Source organism: Kitasatospora sp. NPDC054939 (assembly GCF_053610105.1).
Window position 1 is genome coordinate 1 of record NZ_JBSGXP010000190.1, and the last position, 14,460, is coordinate 14,460.

At 73.5% G+C, this 14,460-nt stretch carries 14 protein-coding genes and 1 tRNA gene; 11 read left to right on the plus strand and 4 right to left on the minus strand.

What is annotated here, in order from left to right:
• Nucleotides 1-154: 154 nt before the first annotated feature.
• Nucleotides 155-817, minus strand: a complete 663-nt coding sequence (locus tag ACWGB8_RS34695) for a TetR/AcrR family transcriptional regulator (RefSeq protein WP_452217641.1) — start codon at nt 815-817, stop codon at nt 155-157.
• Between the two features lie 119 nt (nt 818-936).
• On the opposite strand from ACWGB8_RS34695, the gene ACWGB8_RS34700 reads away from it, so the two are divergent.
• From ACWGB8_RS34700 to ACWGB8_RS34715, 4 genes are all read left to right on the plus strand, one after another.
• A complete protein-coding gene (locus tag ACWGB8_RS34700) occupies nt 937-1,518 on the plus strand; it encodes an NADPH-dependent FMN reductase (protein WP_452217642.1) in 582 nt (193 codons plus the stop codon).
• Nucleotides 1,519-1,567: 49 nt separating this feature from the next.
• The gene (locus ACWGB8_RS34705; protein ID WP_452217643.1) at nt 1,568-3,142 is read left to right on the plus strand and encodes a DHA2 family efflux MFS transporter permease subunit; all 1,575 of its coding nucleotides are present in this window, start codon (nt 1,568-1,570) and stop codon (nt 3,140-3,142) included.
• A 216-nt stretch (nt 3,143-3,358) separates the two neighbouring features.
• Nucleotides 3,359-4,273: a LuxR C-terminal-related transcriptional regulator gene (locus ACWGB8_RS34710; RefSeq protein WP_452217644.1), complete on the plus strand. Its 915-nt coding sequence runs from the start codon at nt 3,359-3,361 to the stop codon at nt 4,271-4,273.
• 81 nt (nt 4,274-4,354) lie between these two features.
• Complete coding sequence (locus ACWGB8_RS34715; RefSeq protein WP_452217645.1) at nt 4,355-5,893, plus strand: polysaccharide biosynthesis protein; 1,539 nt, start codon at nt 4,355-4,357, stop codon at nt 5,891-5,893.
• 55 nt (nt 5,894-5,948) lie between these two features.
• Here ACWGB8_RS34715 and ACWGB8_RS34720 read toward each other — a convergent pair whose 3' ends face one another.
• Nucleotides 5,949-6,446 (minus strand): MarR family winged helix-turn-helix transcriptional regulator, encoded by a 498-nt coding sequence (locus ACWGB8_RS34720; protein WP_452217646.1) that lies wholly within the window; start codon nt 6,444-6,446, stop codon nt 5,949-5,951.
• A gap of 111 nt (nt 6,447-6,557) precedes the next feature.
• Here ACWGB8_RS34720 and ACWGB8_RS34725 point away from each other — a divergent pair, with 111 nt between their 5' ends.
• Nucleotides 6,558-7,352 carry a methyltransferase domain-containing protein gene (locus ACWGB8_RS34725; RefSeq protein WP_452217654.1) on the plus strand — a complete coding sequence of 265 codons (795 nt, stop codon included), beginning with the start codon at nt 6,558-6,560 and terminating at the stop codon, nt 7,350-7,352.
• Between the two features lie 24 nt (nt 7,353-7,376).
• Here the strand turns inward: ACWGB8_RS34725 and ACWGB8_RS34730 are convergent, their stop codons facing one another.
• Nucleotides 7,377-7,979 (minus strand): TetR family transcriptional regulator, encoded by a 603-nt coding sequence (locus ACWGB8_RS34730; protein ID WP_452217647.1) that lies wholly within the window; start codon nt 7,977-7,979, stop codon nt 7,377-7,379.
• A gap of 155 nt (nt 7,980-8,134) precedes the next feature.
• Entirely contained in the window at nt 8,135-9,112 is a 978-nt protein-coding gene (locus ACWGB8_RS34735; RefSeq protein WP_452217648.1) for an acyl-CoA desaturase, read from the minus strand.
• 278 nt (nt 9,113-9,390) lie between these two features.
• Between ACWGB8_RS34735 and ACWGB8_RS34740 the strand changes: the two genes are divergently transcribed.
• From ACWGB8_RS34740 to ACWGB8_RS34765, 6 genes are all read left to right on the plus strand, one after another.
• Nucleotides 9,391-9,464, plus strand: a tRNA-Gln gene (locus ACWGB8_RS34740).
• Nucleotides 9,465-9,603: 139 nt separating this feature from the next.
• Nucleotides 9,604-11,061 (plus strand): bifunctional UDP-N-acetylglucosamine diphosphorylase/glucosamine-1-phosphate N-acetyltransferase GlmU, encoded by a 1,458-nt coding sequence (gene glmU, locus ACWGB8_RS34745; RefSeq protein WP_452217649.1) that lies wholly within the window; start codon nt 9,604-9,606, stop codon nt 11,059-11,061.
• Nucleotides 11,062-11,285: 224 nt separating this feature from the next.
• Complete coding sequence (locus tag ACWGB8_RS34750; RefSeq protein WP_452217650.1) at nt 11,286-12,263, plus strand: ribose-phosphate diphosphokinase; 978 nt, start codon at nt 11,286-11,288, stop codon at nt 12,261-12,263.
• Between the two features lie 279 nt (nt 12,264-12,542).
• Nucleotides 12,543-13,130: a 50S ribosomal protein L25/general stress protein Ctc gene (locus ACWGB8_RS34755; protein WP_452217651.1), complete on the plus strand. Its 588-nt coding sequence runs from the start codon at nt 12,543-12,545 to the stop codon at nt 13,128-13,130.
• A 108-nt stretch (nt 13,131-13,238) separates the two neighbouring features.
• Nucleotides 13,239-13,820 (plus strand): aminoacyl-tRNA hydrolase, encoded by a 582-nt coding sequence (gene pth, locus ACWGB8_RS34760; protein ID WP_452217652.1) that lies wholly within the window; start codon nt 13,239-13,241, stop codon nt 13,818-13,820.
• Between the two features lie 197 nt (nt 13,821-14,017).
• Nucleotides 14,018-14,317, plus strand: a complete 300-nt coding sequence (locus tag ACWGB8_RS34765) for a hypothetical protein (protein ID WP_452217653.1) — start codon at nt 14,018-14,020, stop codon at nt 14,315-14,317.
• The last annotated feature ends 143 nt before the right edge of the window (nt 14,318-14,460 follow it).

Below are 14,460 nucleotides of genomic sequence, written 5' to 3' on the forward strand. Positions count from 1 at the left end.
CGTTCCCCGGGCCCCCCCCGGGCCCCCCCCGCGGGGGGCCCCCCCCCCCCGGGGGGGCCGGCGCTCCGGCGTCCCACCACCCCGGCGCCCCGCCGACCGCCCCCGCCGGCCGTCCCGCGCCGGCCACGCCCGCCGACCTCCCCCGCCGGGCGACTCACCGGCCGCCCGGCGCTCCGTACGCCCGGAGGAAGACGCGCAGGCCGTCGGCGATGATCTCCTCGACCTCGGACTGCGGGAGCGGATGGGCGCCCCAGTACGAGCGGTGGGTGATCTCGGTGCCGGTGAGCAGGACGAAGTGCTGGGCGGCCCGCGCGGGGTCGGGTGCGTCCAGCAGGCCCCGGTCGGCCAGTTCGCCGAAGCGGCGGGCGAGTTCGTGGTGGACCGGGCGCGGTCCGGTGTCCTGCCAGCTCTCCAGGACGGCCTTCGGCAGGTGGCTCGCCTCGGCCTGGATCTGCCGGACCAGCGCGAAGTGCGCGGAGAACTCGGCGAGCGGCGTCACCCAGGCGAGGGCGAGTGCGCCGAGGTCCTCTTCCAGGTCGGTGACCTTGGCCATGCGCCGCTCTATCAGGTCGAGTTGGGCGTCCCGGACCTGCGCGGCACTCTCCTGGACGACGGTCCGGAAGAGCAGCTCCTTGCCGGTGAAGTGGTTGTAGATGGTGCGGGTGGAGACCCCGGCCTCGGCGGCGATGGCGTCGATGCTCGCCCGGCTGTAGCCGTCCCGCCCGAAGACCGTGCGGGCGGCCCGGGTGATGGCCTCGCGCTTCTCGGTGAGGCCGCGGCGGGGGCGGGCGGCGGGCTCTTCGTGCTGGTCGGTCATGGGGGCGCCTCCAGGTTTGCAGTGACCGTTGTACTTATTGCCATGCACGTTGTACTTTACCTGACGTGCCGTCGGAACGAACCCCGACGGACCGACCACTTCGTTTCTGGGAGACACTCATGTCCGTTGCCCCGCACCGCGTCGCCGTCATCGTCGCCAGCAACCGCCCCGGCCGCTTCGCCCCCACCGTGTCCGACTGGTTCGTCCGCACCGCGGAGCACCGCGAGGACCTCGAACTGGACGTCATCGACCTGGCCGAGCACCCGCTGCCGCACCTGGGCGAGGAGCACACCCCCGAGCAGGCCGCGGTCGCCGCCGGGCTCTCGGCCCGCCTCGCCGAGGCCGACGCCTTCGTGGTCGTCACCCCCGAGTACAACCACAGCTTCCCGGCCGTCCTGAAGAACGCCATCGACCACCACCGCGCCGAGTGGCAGGCCAAGCCGGTCGGCTTCGTCTCGTACGGCGGCCTCGGCGGCGGGCTGCGCGCGGTGGAGCAGCTGCGGCTGGTCTTCGCCGAGCTGCACGCGGTGACCGTGCGCGACTCTGTGAGCTTCCACAGCGCCTGGGCGCTCTTCGACGACAACGGCGAGCTGCTCGAACCGGCCGTCCCGACCGGTGCCACCAAGGGCATGCTCGACCAGCTCACCTGGTGGTCCCGGGCGCTGCGCGAGGCCCGCGCCGCCCGTCCGTACGGCGCCTGACCCGGCCCGCTCCGGCCGACACCGACCAGAACCGTTCCGGGGGGATCCGATGAGCACCGCAGAAGCCGCCACCACCGCCGAGACCACCGCGACTGCCGGTAGCGCCAAGACCGCAGCCGCCAAGGCTGCAGCCGCCCCCGGCCCGGCCACCGCCCCGGCGGCCGCCAGCGCGCCCGACCGGCAGCCGGAGGGCCCGCGGATCGCCGCGATCGGTACGGTCGTCGTCCTCGGCTCGCTGATGGCCGTCCTCGACACCACGATCGTCAACGTCGCCCTCAACCACCTCGCCGAGGGCTTCCACGCCCCGCTCTCCGCCATCCAGTGGGTGACCACCGGCTACACCCTGGCGCTGGCCACCGTCACCCCGGTGACCGCCTGGGCGATCGGCCGCTTCGGCACCCGGCGGCTCTACCTCACCGCCATCGCCCTGTTCGTCCTCGGCTCGGTGCTGGCCGGCGCCGCCTGGAACGCCCCCTCGCTGATCGCGTTCCGGGTGCTGCAGGGGCTCGGCGGCGGCATGCTGGTGCCGGTCGGCATGACGATCCTGGTCCGGGCGGCCGATCCGAGCCGTACCGGGCGGACGATGAGCATCATGGGCCTGCCCGTCCTGGTCGGCCCGCTGGCCGGACCGGTGGTCGGCGGCTGGCTGGTAGACGAGATCTCCTGGCGCTGGATCTTCCTGATCAACCTGCCGCTGGGGGTCCTCGCACTGGTCCTGGCCGCGAGGCTGCTGCCCCGCGACGGCGCGGCCGGCCCCGGTCGGCGGCTCGACCTGCCCGGCCTGCTGATGCTCTCCCCGGGGCTGGCCGCCCTCATCTACGGTCTGGCCACCGGCGCCGAGAACGGCGGCCTCGCCCGGCCCGCCACCCTGGTGCCGACGCTGGCGGGTGCGGCACTGGTGACCGGCTTCGTCGTCCGCGCGCTCACTACCCGGAGCGCGCTGCTGGACCTGCGACTGCTCGGCCGGCGCTCGTTCGCCGCGCCGGCCGCGACCATGGCGCTGTTCGTCAGCGGCTACTTCGGCTCGATGATGCTGCTGCCGCTCTACTACCAGCTGATCCGCGGGCAGAGCGCCACCGACGCCGGCCTGCTGGGCATTCCGCAGGCGCTGGCGACCGGCATCACCATGCAGTTCGCCGGGCGGCTGGTCGACCGGGTCGCCCCCGGCCGGGTGGTGCTCACCGGGGCCGCCGTCGCCACGTCCGGCTTCCTGGCGTTCACCGTCCAGCTCACCGAGGCCGTCCCGTACTGGCGGCTGGTCGCCGCGCTCGTGGTGATGGGGATCGGCGTCGGTACGACCCTGATGCCCGCGATGGCCACCGCGACTCGGAGCGTCTCGGCCGACGAGGTGCCCGCGGCGAGCACCATGATGACGATCATCCAGCAGATCGGCAGCTCGGTCGGCACCGCCGCGGTGTCGGTCCTGCTCACCGCGGCGCTCGCGGACCGGCTGCCCGGGGGCGGCGGGATCGGGGCGGTGCACGCCCTGCCGGCCGCCGAGCGGACAGCCCTTGGCCCGGACCTGGCCGACGCCTTCCAGCACACCTACCTCTGGGCCGTCGCCCTGCTCGGGCTGGCCCTGCTGCCCGCGCTGCTGCTGCCCCGCCGCACCGCGGAGCGCTGACCGGAGAACCCGGCGAGAACGCCAATTACCCACCCCCTGGCGAAACTTCACCAAACCCCCACCGTGCCGACGCGCACCCCGTACGCTGAATCCGGTACCGGTGGGGGCCGGAACCGCAGCCCGACCGGGCGGCCAGGGCGGGGCCGGGTCGGCACCCGGACGGCAGTGCCACCGCCCGCCCGGCCGCCGACCGGCCTGAGCAGGGGGGAAGTGACGATGGGGCGAATCCGCGTCCTGGTGGTCGACGACCACCGGATCTTCGCCGAGGCGCTCGCCACGGCACTCGCCGCCGAGCCCGACGTCGACGTCGGTGCCGCGGGCAGTGCAGCCGCCGCCGACCGGGCGCTGGAGCGCGCCGCGACCGAGGGCCGCCCCTACGACGTCGTCCTGATCGACGCGGACCTCGGTGCCGAGGCCGCACCCGCCGCCCCCCGCCGCCGGACCGCCGTCGAGACCGCGTCCGAGGCGGCCCGCCGCCGCCCGCCGCCGACCGTGCCCGCCCCGCGCCGCCCGCCCTCGCCGTACGGCGCCGCCGTGCCGGCCGCCGCCCCCGCCGGACCGCCGCAGACCGCCGCGCACCCCGTCCCCGAGCGCGGACCGGACGGCATCGGCGCGCTCGCCCGGATCCGCCGCAACCACCCGGGCCTGCGGGCCGTCGTCCTGGCCACCGCCGACGACGCCCACCGCGCGGCCCGCGCCCTGCACGCGGGCGCCACCGGCTGGGTGGCGAAGGAGAGTTCACTCGCCCGGCTGCTCAGTGTCGTCCGGGGCGTGCTGCGCGACGAGACGCACCTGCCGCCCGCGCTGCTCACCGGGGTGATCCGGGAGCTCACCACCGCCCGCCGCGACCGCACCGAGAGCGAGCGGCTGGTGGACACGCTGACCCCGCGGGAGAAGCAGATCCTGCACTGCATGGTGGCGGGCCTCGGCCGGCAGGCCGTCGCCGAGCGGCTGTACCTCTCCCCGCACACCGTCCGCACCCACATGCAGAACGTCCTCGGCAAGCTCGGGGTGCACTCCACCCTCGCCGCCGTCGCTGTCGCCCGCCGGGCCGGCATCAGTCCGGACGGGACGGCGCCGCCACCCGCACCGCCCTCCGTCGCCTCGGGCACCGCACCCGGCGCCGGCTGAGCCAGCTGCACGTCAGCAGTCCCGAAACACCCAGGTACCGACACCGCCAGGTCCGACAGGTCAGGGAAAACCGGAGGACAGATGTCGCCACACAGCACTTCCGCACGCCCGCACGCGGCCGGCACCACCCCGCCGGCGGGCCTGCGCACCCTCGTCGTGGGCGCCGGGGCCGCCGGCTCCGCCCTGGTCCGCGACCTCGGGCGCACCCCGGAGTTCGGGCTCTCCCCGATCGGCCTGCTCGACGACGACCCCGCCAAGGCCGGCCGGAGCGTCGGCGGCGTCCCCGTGCTCGGGACCCTCGCCGAGCTGACCGCCCTGGCCGTGCGCCACCGGGCCCAGGTCGTGGCGCTGGCCATCCCCGGCCTCGCCCCGCAGCGGGTCCGGGCGCTGGCGACCGCCGCCGCTGCCGCCGGGGCCGCCGTCCGCTACCTGCCGTCGTTCCTGGCCGCGCTCCGCCGCGAGGTGGTCGGCTCCGACATGCGCAGCCTGGACGTCAACCGGTTGATCGGGCGGCACGAGGTGCACGTGGTCTCGGCGGACGTCCGCGACATCATCGAGGGCCGGCGGGTGCTGGTGACCGGCGCCGGCGGGTCGATCGGCAGCGAACTGTGCCGCCAGGTCCACGCGTTCAACCCGGGCGCGCTGTACATGCTCGACCACGACGAGTCGAACCTGCACCGGCTCCAGCTGGATATCTGGGGCGAGGCCCTGCTGACCGACGAGTCGCTGGTGATCGCCGACATCCGGGACCGCCCGCGGATCCAGCAGATCTTCCGGGACCTCAAGCCGGACGTGGTCTTCCACGCGGCCGCCCACAAGCACCTGCCGCTGCTGGAGCGCCATCCGAGCGAGGCGGTCAAGTCCAATGTGCTGGGCACGGACCACCTGGTGGAGGCGGCACTGGCCACCGGCGTCGAGCGCTTCGTCCTGATCTCCACCGACAAGGCCGCCGATCCGACCTCGGTGCTGGGGGCCAGCAAGCGGCTCGCCGAGCTGATCGTCCAGGCGAACGCCACGGACGCGCGCAACCTGGGCACCGGGGTGTTCTCGGCGGTGCGCTTCGGCAACGTGCTGGGTTCGCGCGGTTCGCTGCTGTCGGTGCTGGCCGAGCAGTTGCGCAGCGGGGGGCCGGTGACCGTCACCCACCCCGACGTGACCCGCTTCTTCATGACGATCGAGGAGGCCGTGGGCCTGGTGCTGGAGTCCGGCCGGATGGCGCGCGGCGGCGAGGTCTTCGTGCTCGACATGGGGGAGCCGGTGCGGATCGTCGACCTGGTGCACAACTTCGCCGAGCAGGTGCAGCTGGGCCCGGACGAGGTGGAGATCCGCTACACCGGGCTGCGGGCCGGGGAGAAGCTCAACGAGGCGCTGTTCTCCGAGGCCGAGGAGCGGCTGGCGACCGCGCACGCCAGGATCTACGCGACGGTCGCCGACCACTCGGCCGGCCCGGACGACCTCGCGGGCGGGCTGACCGGACTGTACGAGGCCGCGGCGGGCAACTGCGACGACGAGGTGCGCCGCCGGCTGGCCGAACTGCTGCCCGGCTACCGCAGCACCGGGTCGGCGCCGGCGCAGACCCCGGTGCCGGCGCTCGCGACGCCGTACCCCGACGGGTTCTGAGCACGGGGTCGGGGGCGCCCGGCCGGCGCGGCGGAGGGCGGTGGCGGCCGGGTGGTCAGCCGGGGATGTTGTCGAAGGGGGCGACCAGCTGCCGCAGCAGTCCGGCGAGTTCGCCCTGCTGGCCGGCGGTGAGCTGGGCGAGCAGTTCCCGCTCGTGCGCGAGGAGTCCGGCGAGTGCCTGGTCGGCGCGGTCGCGGCCGTCGTCGGTCAGCCGGACGAGGACGCCGCGCCGGTCGTCGGGGTCGGGCAGCCGCTTGACCAGGCCCTTGCCGGTGAGGCGGTCGATCCGGTTGGTCATCGTGCCGGAGGTGACCAGGGTCTGGGTGAGCAGCTGGCCGGGGGAGAGCTGGTAGGGGGTGCCGGCCCGGCGCAGGGCGGTCAGGACGTCGAACTCCCAGGGCTCCAGGCCGTGCTCGGCGAAGGCGATCCGGCGCGCGCGGTCCAGGTGCCGGGCGAGCCTGCTGACCCGGCTGAGGACCTCAAGCGGCTCCACGTCGAGGTCGGGGCGCTCTCGGCGCCATGCTGCGACCAGGCGGTCGACCTCGTCCTCCATGACGATCAGTGTATCGGGGGATGTGTCGATGTGAAGTCTCTTGACATCGAGAAATGTAACGTGGAAGCTGCCGTCGAATATCTTGATGTCGAGATACTTGTGAGGGTGATCATGGTCGACTCGGTCTGGGACCCGCAGCAGTACCTGCGCTTCGCCGACGAACGGACCCGCCCGCTGCGCGACCTGCTCGCCCGCGTCCCCGCGATCCCGCACGAACCCGTCGCCACCGTCCTGGACATCGGCTGCGGCCCGGGCAACTCCACCGCCGTCCTGCGTGAACTGTGGCCCGCCGCCCGGATCACCGGCGTCGACAGCTCCCCCGAGATGCTCGCCACCGCCCGCGCCGAGGGCGAGCCCACCGCCGACTACCTGCTCGCCGACGCCCGCGGCTACGACCCCGCGCCCGCCCGGCCCGACCTCATCGTGTCCAACGCCACCCTGCAGTGGATCCCCGGCCACCTCGACCTGCTGCCCCGCTGGATCGCCGCCCTGCCGCCCGGCGGCGTGTTCGCCCTCCAGGTCCCCGGCAACTTCGACGCGCCCAGCCACACCGCGCTCGCCGAACTGCGCCGCAGCCCCCGCTGGCGCGGCCTCCTCGGCGACGGCGCCGACCGGGCCGGCGTCCACGAGCCCGCCGTCTACCTGCGGGCCCTCGCGGACGCGGGCGCCCGGCCGGACGTCTGGGAGACCACCTACACCACGCTGCTCACCGGCGCGGACCCGGTCCTGGAGTGGGTCAAGGGCACCGCCCTGAGGCCCGTCCTCACCCGCCTCGCCGACCCGGCCGACCGGGCCGCCTTCCTCACCGAGTACGGGGCCCTGCTGCGCGCCGCCTACCCGGCCGGGCCGCACGGCACGGTCTTCCCGTTCCGGCGGATCTTCGCGGTGGCGACCCGCCCGCTCTGAGCCGGGGCCGCGTACGAGGGGGTGCTACCCCTTGCGCTCGCCGACCAGCTTCGGGTGGCGCTCCAGGCCCTCCAGCCCGTGCCAGGCGAGGTTCACCAGGTGCGCGGCCACCTCGGCCTTGCCGGGCTTGCGCACCTCCAGCCACCACTGGCCGGTCAGCGCGACCATGCCGACCAGCATCTGCGAGTACATCGGGGCCAGCCGCGGGTCGAAGCCCCGGGACTTGAACTCCAGCCCGAGGATGTCCTCCACCTGCGTCGCGATGTCGCTGATCAGCGAGGCGAAGGTGCCGGTCGACTGGGCGACCGGGGAGTCCCGCACCAGGATCTTGAACCCGTCCGTGGAGGTGTCGATGTAGTCCATCAGCGCGAAGGCGGCCTGCTCCAGCAGCTCCCGGGAGTGGCCGCCGGTCAGCGCCCCGGTCACCATGTCCAGCAGCAGCTGCATCTCCCGGTCGACGACGACCGCGTACAGCCCCTCCTTGCCCCCGAAGTGCTCGTACACCACCGGCTTCGACACCCCGGCCCGCTCGGCGATCTCCTCCACCGACGTCCCGTCGTAGCCCCGCTCCGCGAACACCGCGCGACCGATCTCCAGCAGCTGCTCGCGCCGCTGCTTGCCGGTCATCCGCACCCGGCCGCCCCGCCGCCGGGCCGCCGGCGCCGCACCGTTCGCGCCGGCCGCCGCCTCCCCCGACGGGGCCTGCGCCCTCGAACTCTCCCGACCGCCTGTGCTGTCTGCGCTGCTCCCGTTCACCCCTACATCATGCTGCAGGCGCGGCCTCATGCGGCGCGGCGGGCGGCGATCCGCTGTGCGTCGGGCCAGCGGACGTCCCGGACCCAGCCGGCCAGCTCGAACCAGCGGATCAGCCGGGCCGAGGAGTCGATCTGTCCACGGAGCACCCCGTGTCGGGCGGAGGTCGGGTCGGCGTGGTGCAGGTTGTGCCAGGACTCGCCGCAGGAGAGCACCGCCAGCCACCAGACGTTGCCGGAGCGGTCCCGGGAGCGGAACGGCCGCTCGCCCACCGCGTGGCAGATGGAGTTGATCGACCAGGTGACGTGGTGCAGCAGCGCGACCCGGACCAGCGAGCCCCAGAAGAAGGCGGAGAGCGCGCCCTGCCAGGACCACGTGACCAGCCCGCCCACCAGCGGCGGCACCAGCAGCGAGATCGTCGTCCAGAGCCAGAACAGCCGGGAGATCCGCCTTATGGCCGGGTCGCGCACGAGGTCCGGCGCGTACTTGAGCTGCGGGGTCTGCTCCTCGTCGAAGAGCCAGCCCATGTGCGCCCACCACAGGCCCTTCAGCAGCGCCGGGATGGACTCCCCGTAGCGCCAGGGCGAGTGCGGGTCGCCCTCCTTGTCGCTGTAGCGGTGGTGCTTGCGGTGGTCCGCCACCCAGCGCACCAGCGGCCCCTCGATGGCCAGGCTGCCGGCCACCGCGAGGCCCAGCCGGACCGCCCGGTTGGCCTTGAAGGCGCCGTGGGTGAAGTAGCGGTGGTAGCCGACCGTGATGCCGTGGCAGGTGAGGAAGTACATGACGACGCCGATCGCCACGTCCGTCCACCCCAGGCCCCAGCCCCAGGCGACCGGGACGGCGGCCAGCAGGGCGGCGAAGGGTACGGCGATGAACAGCCCGAGCGCCACGCGCTCGGCCAGCCCCTGCTTCTCGCCGCCGCGGGTGGCGGACAGCAGCTGCGGGGCCGGTGCGTCGGAGGGTTCGGGCGCGGGAACGGCGCGCGCCTCGCCGGCCTGGACGGTCATGGTGCATCCCTTGGGGGAGGGGAGCGGAGCCTACGTGGGCGTAACCTACGGCATCGTAGGTTGGCGGTGCCGGGGAAGGGAATACGCAGCCGGTCACGCTTTCGGTGAATTCACCCGACTGGATGGATGAACGGCGGGTCCGCGCCCACCTGCGGTTCCCGCCGCTGCTGCTCCGTCAGGGGGGCGGGTGCGGCCGTTCCGCGCCCCGGTTCCCGGGGTGCGCAGGCGCCTAGCAGATACCCATGGCCGGGTCGACTCGGGTAGGGTCTGAGTGACTGTCCGCCGTGGTGTAATGGCAGCACAGGGCCCTTTGGAGGCCTTTGTCTGGGTTCGAATCCTAGCGGCGGAGCCAGCTGTCGCCCGCATTTCGGGCGTATCATGCCGCCCCCGGTATTGTCGGGGCCGTTCGGCGGACTGTGCGAAGGCGACCGGCCTGGGTCCTCGCCGGGCCGCTCTGCCCTCCCTGTGAACCGACCGAGGAGCCTCCCCCCGTGAGTGCCAGTTCGCCTGCCGCCGTTGTCGTGCTTGCCGCCGGTGGCGGGACCCGGATGAAGTCCAACAGCCTGCCCAAGGTGCTGCACGAGGTGTGCGGGCGCTCGCTGGTCGGGCACGCGGTGGCCGCCGCCGCCGAGTTGACACCGGAGCAGCTGGTCGTCGTGGTCGGGCACCTGCGCGAGAAGGTGCAGGAGCACCTGGCCGCGCACTACCCGGCCGCCCGCCCGGTGGTGCAGGCCGAGCAGCGCGGCACCGGCCACGCGGTGCGCACGGCGCTGGAGGCGCTGGCCGCCGACGGCGTGGAGCTGGACGGCACCGTGATCGTCACCACCGGCGACGCGCCGCTGCTGACCGGCGCCACCCTGGGGGCGCTCGCCCGGGCGCACGCCGAGCAGGGCAACGGCGTGACCGTGCTGACCGCCGTCGTGCCGGACCCGTTCGGCTACGGCCGCATCCTGCGGGACGAGGCGGACGGCGCGGTGGCGGCGATCGTGGAGGAGAAGGACGCCTCCGACGCCCAGCGCGCGATCGACGAGATCAACTCCGGCGTCTTCGCCTTCGACGCCAAGCTGCTGGCCGAGGCGCTCTCCCGGGTGACCACCGACAACGTGCAGGGCGAGGAGTACCTCACCGACACCCTGGAGATCCTGCGCACCGCCGGCCACCGGGTCGGCGCCGTGGTCGCGGCCGACCACCGGGACATCCTCGGCATCAACGACCGGGTGCAGCTGGCGCAGGCCCGCCGGCTGCTGAACGACCGCCTGCTGGAGCGGGCGATGCGCGCGGGCGTCACCGTGGTGGACCCGGCGACCACCTGGTTCGACGTCCAGGTCAGCTACGAGCCCGACGCGGTGGTGCTGCCGAACACCCAGCTGCACGGCACCACCCACCTGGGCGAGGGCAGCGAGGTCGGCCCGAACTCGACCCTGCGGGACACCCTGATCGGCGCCGGCGCCCGGGTGAGCAACACCACCGCGGACCGCGCCGAGGTCGGCGAGCAGGCGACGGCGGGCCCGTACGCGTACCTGCGCCCGGGGGCGAAGCTGGCCCGCAAGGCGAAGGTCGGCACCTACGTCGAGGTGAAGAACTCGGAGCTGGGCGAGGGCGCCAAGGTCCCGCACCTCTCCTACATCGGCGACGCGACGATCGGCGAGGGCACCAACATCGGCGCGGCCTCGGTGACCGTGAACTACGACGGGGTGAACAAGCACCGCACGGTGATCGGCGCGCACTGCCGGACCGGGTCGGACAACATGTTCATCGCGCCGGTGACGGTCGGTGACGGCGCCTACACCGCGGCCGGCTCGGTCATCAGCTCCGACGTACCGGCCGGTTCGCTGGGCGTCGCCCGTGCACAGCAGCGCAACATCCCCGGGTGGGTGGAGCGCAAGCGCCCGGGCACCGCATCGGCGCAGGCCGCGGCTGCCGCGGCGGAAGGGGCCCCGGAGGCCTGACGGGGCCGGTGGGGGTCGGGCGGGGCTCCGGACGGCGTCCGAGGGGCGGTCCCGGGGCGGACGGTTTCCGCGGAGACGCGTAACCTGGTGGTCATACGTACGCCACTGGGTCACTGCCTGTGCCCGGCGTACCGACAATCCCCCGACCTCCATTGCCGACGGGCCCGCGCGGCCTGCCTGCGGTGCGGACGGGTTCAGCGTCAGCAACGCGAGGAGACGGTGCAGTGAGCGGGATCACGACGTCGGGTGAGAAGAAGCTGAAGCTCTTCTCCGGCCGTGCCCACCCGGAGCTGGCGAGGGAGGTGGCCGAGGCGCTGGAGGCGGAGCTGGTCCCGACCAAGGCCCTCGACTTCGCCAATGGCGAGATCTACGTCCGCTTCCTGGAGTCGGCCCGCGGCGCGGACTGCTTCGTGATGCAGAGCCACACGGCTCCGATCAACCAGTGGATCATGGAGCAGCTGATCATGATCGATGCTCTGAAGCGGGCCTCCGCCCGGAGCATCACCGCGATCCTGCCCTTCTACGGCTACGCCCGCCAGGACAAGAAGCACCTCGGCCGCGAGCCCATCTCGGCCCGCCTGGTCGCTGACCTGCTGCGCCAGGCCGGTGCCGACCGCCTGATGGCGGTGGACCTGCACACCGCGCAGATCCAGGGCTTCTTCGACGGCCCGGTGGACCACCTGTTCGCGCTGCCGCTGCTGGCGGACTACGTGGGCGAGCGGGTCGACCGCGAGCGGCTGACCATCGTCTCGCCGGACGCCGGCCGGGTGAAGGTGGCCGACCAGTGGTGCGACCGCCTGGGCGCGCCGCTGGCGATCATCCACAAGCGCCGCGACATGACGCAGGCGAACACCATCCTGTCGGCCGAGGTGGTCGGTGACGTCAAGGGCCGGGTCTGCGTCCTGGTCGACGACATGATCGACACCGCGGGCACCATCTGCGCCGCCGCCGACGCGCTGTTCGAGAACGGCGCCGCCGACGTGCTGGTGGCGGCGACCCACGGCGTGCTGTCCGGCCCGGCCGCGGACCGCCTGAAGAACTCGCGGGTGAGCGAGTTCGTGTTCACCAACACCCTGCCGACCCCGGCCTCGCTGCAGCTGGACAAGATCACCACGCTGTCGATCGCCCCGTCGATCGCCGCGGCGATCCGCGAGGTGTTCGAGGAGGGCTCGGTCACGAGCCTGTTCGAGGGCGTGCACTGACGAAGTGCCGTGCGGGCGGCCCCGGTCCGGTGCGGACCGGGGCCGCCGCCGATTTCGCGGGACGGCGCTGCTGCGGTTAGACTCGTGAAACTGCTCGGCGAGGGATGCCGTGTGCCCGTTCCGCGGGTGCCCGCTCCGTGATCGACGCGCTGTCGGTGCCGGTTTCCGGCCCGGCAGAGGTCGTACGCCGCCGAGTGACCCCCGAACGTTTGTGGGTGTGGTCCCGGCGGTTTTTCGCGTTGCCTGCACCCCCGCGCAGTTTCCACGAGGAGTGCAGTCGTGTCCGAGATCCGTATTGCCGCTGAGACCCGTTCCGAGTTCGGCAAGGGCGCTGCCCGCCGCGCCCGCCGCGCCGGCTTCGTCCCCGGTGTCGTCTACGGCCACGGCCACGCCCCGGTCCACCTGAACCTTCCGGGCCACGACCTGATGATGGCGCTCAAGACCCCGAACGCCCTGCTGGTCGTCCCGATCGAGGGCAAGGACGAGTACGTCCTGCCGAAGGCCGTGCAGCGCGAGGCCATCAAGCGCACCATCGAGCACGTCGACCTGCTGCTCGTGAAGCGCGGCGAGAAGGTCACCGTCGAGATCCCGGTCCACACCGAGGGCGAGCTGGCCCCCGGCGGCAACCTGGTCGAGAACGTCCTGGTCTCCCTGCCGATCGAGGCCGAGGCCACCCACCTGCCCGAGGCCGTCACCGTCTCGGTCGAGGGCCTGGAGGCCGGCGCCTCGATCCACGCCAAGGACATCACCCTGCCCAAGGGCGTCTCCCTGGCCGTCGACGCCGACGCCGTCGTCATCCAGGTCATCGCCGCCCAGGCCGCCCCGGCCGAGGAGGAGGCCCCCGAGGCCGAGGGCGCCGAGGCCTGAGCCCCGCACCCAGCGTGAGACCGCTGCCCCGGTCGCTCCCGTCGGAGCGCCCGGGGCAGCGGTGCGTCCGGGATGATGGCGGTGAACGTGAGCGCGAGGAGCGGTGGGATGGCTGAGGACGTGTACGAGGGCCCCTGGCTGGTCGTGGGGCTGGGCAACCCGGGGGAGCAGTACGCCCGGAACCGGCACAACATCGGCTTCATGGTGGTCGACCTGCTGGCCCAGCGGATGGGCGCGAAGTTCAAGGCGCACAAGAGCCGGGCGCAGGTCGCGGAGGGCCGGCTGGCGGGCCGCCGGGTGGTGCTCGCCAAGCCGATGTCGTTCATGAACCTGTCCGGCGGCCCGGTGACCGCGCTGCGCGACTTCTACAAGGCGCCGGCCTCGGCCCTGGTCGCGGTCCACGACGAGCTGGACATCGACTACGCGGCGCTGCGGCTGAAGCTCGGCGGCGGCGACAACGGCCACAACGGCCTGAAGTCGATCACCAAGTCGCTCGGCCCGGACTACCACCGGGTGCGCTGCGGCATCGGCCGCCCGCCCGGCCGGATGGAGGTGGCGGACTTCGTGCTGAAGGACTTCTCCGCCACCGAGCGCAAGGAGCTGGAGTGGTTCGTGGACCGCTCGGCCGACGCGGTGGAGGCGCTGCTGACGGAGGGCCTGGAGCGCGCCCAGGGCACCTACAACTCCTGAGGACTGATCCGGCGTCAGCTACCGGCGGGTGTGGCGGCGGTCGAACGCAACGGTCGTACAACGCTTGGGCGTCCGCGGCTGAATCGGTGTGAGAAGCCCGGGACGGATCCGATAGCGTCGGGCGGGTACGCGAACGGGGTCCTGGGGAGTTCTCGATGCGGAGTTTGCGGCGGGTGCGGCACCTGCGACGGGTCCGCGTGACCCACCTGAGGCAGTTGGGCCGCCGGGTCGGCAAGGCTGGCGCGCTGGGGACGGCGGGGGCGCTCGGCGCGGCCGGGGTGCTGCTGTCGGGTGCCGGTGCGGCGCAGGCGGAGTCGGTCGCGGAGCCGGATCCGGGTGTGGTGTCCCCGGAGCCGGCCGCGGCGCAGTTCGCCCCCGTGCTCGGCGGCCCGGTCGGCGGGGACGCCGGCCTGCTGGCGGTCGGCGGCGGCCTGGTGGTCGCGGCCGGCGGGGCCGCGCTCTGGGTGAAGCGCCGCCGGACCGGTGGCGCCGGGTAGCGGTCGTACGGACGTGGTGGGGCCGGTGCCCGGGGGTGTAGCCCGGCCCCCCCCCCCGGCGGGTGCGGGGGGGGGCTTGTAAAAAAAAAACAACCCACCACAACGCCACTGATATGGGTTTGGGGGGTATGGGTGGGAATGTG

What these genes read in the sequence shown, in the direction of transcription:
- ACWGB8_RS34695 (WP_452217641.1), bottom strand. Translation starts at nt 817, where the DNA reads ATGACCGACCAGCACGAAGAGCCCGCCGCCCGCCCCCGCCGCGGCCTC.
- ACWGB8_RS34700 (WP_452217642.1), top strand. Translation starts at nt 937, where the DNA reads ATGTCCGTTGCCCCGCACCGCGTCGCCGTCATCGTCGCCAGCAACCGC.
- ACWGB8_RS34705 (WP_452217643.1), top strand. Translation starts at nt 1,568, where the DNA reads ATGAGCACCGCAGAAGCCGCCACCACCGCCGAGACCACCGCGACTGCC.
- ACWGB8_RS34710 (WP_452217644.1), top strand. Translation starts at nt 3,359, where the DNA reads ATGGGGCGAATCCGCGTCCTGGTGGTCGACGACCACCGGATCTTCGCC.
- ACWGB8_RS34715 (WP_452217645.1), top strand. Translation starts at nt 4,355, where the DNA reads ATGTCGCCACACAGCACTTCCGCACGCCCGCACGCGGCCGGCACCACC.
- ACWGB8_RS34720 (WP_452217646.1), bottom strand. Translation starts at nt 6,446, where the DNA reads ATGGAGGACGAGGTCGACCGCCTGGTCGCAGCATGGCGCCGAGAGCGC.
- ACWGB8_RS34725 (WP_452217654.1), top strand. Translation starts at nt 6,558, where the DNA reads ATGGTCGACTCGGTCTGGGACCCGCAGCAGTACCTGCGCTTCGCCGAC.
- ACWGB8_RS34730 (WP_452217647.1), bottom strand. Translation starts at nt 7,979, where the DNA reads ATGACCGGCAAGCAGCGGCGCGAGCAGCTGCTGGAGATCGGTCGCGCG.
- ACWGB8_RS34735 (WP_452217648.1), bottom strand. Translation starts at nt 9,112, where the DNA reads ATGACCGTCCAGGCCGGCGAGGCGCGCGCCGTTCCCGCGCCCGAACCC.
- pth (WP_452217652.1), top strand. Translation starts at nt 13,239, where the DNA reads ATGGCTGAGGACGTGTACGAGGGCCCCTGGCTGGTCGTGGGGCTGGGC.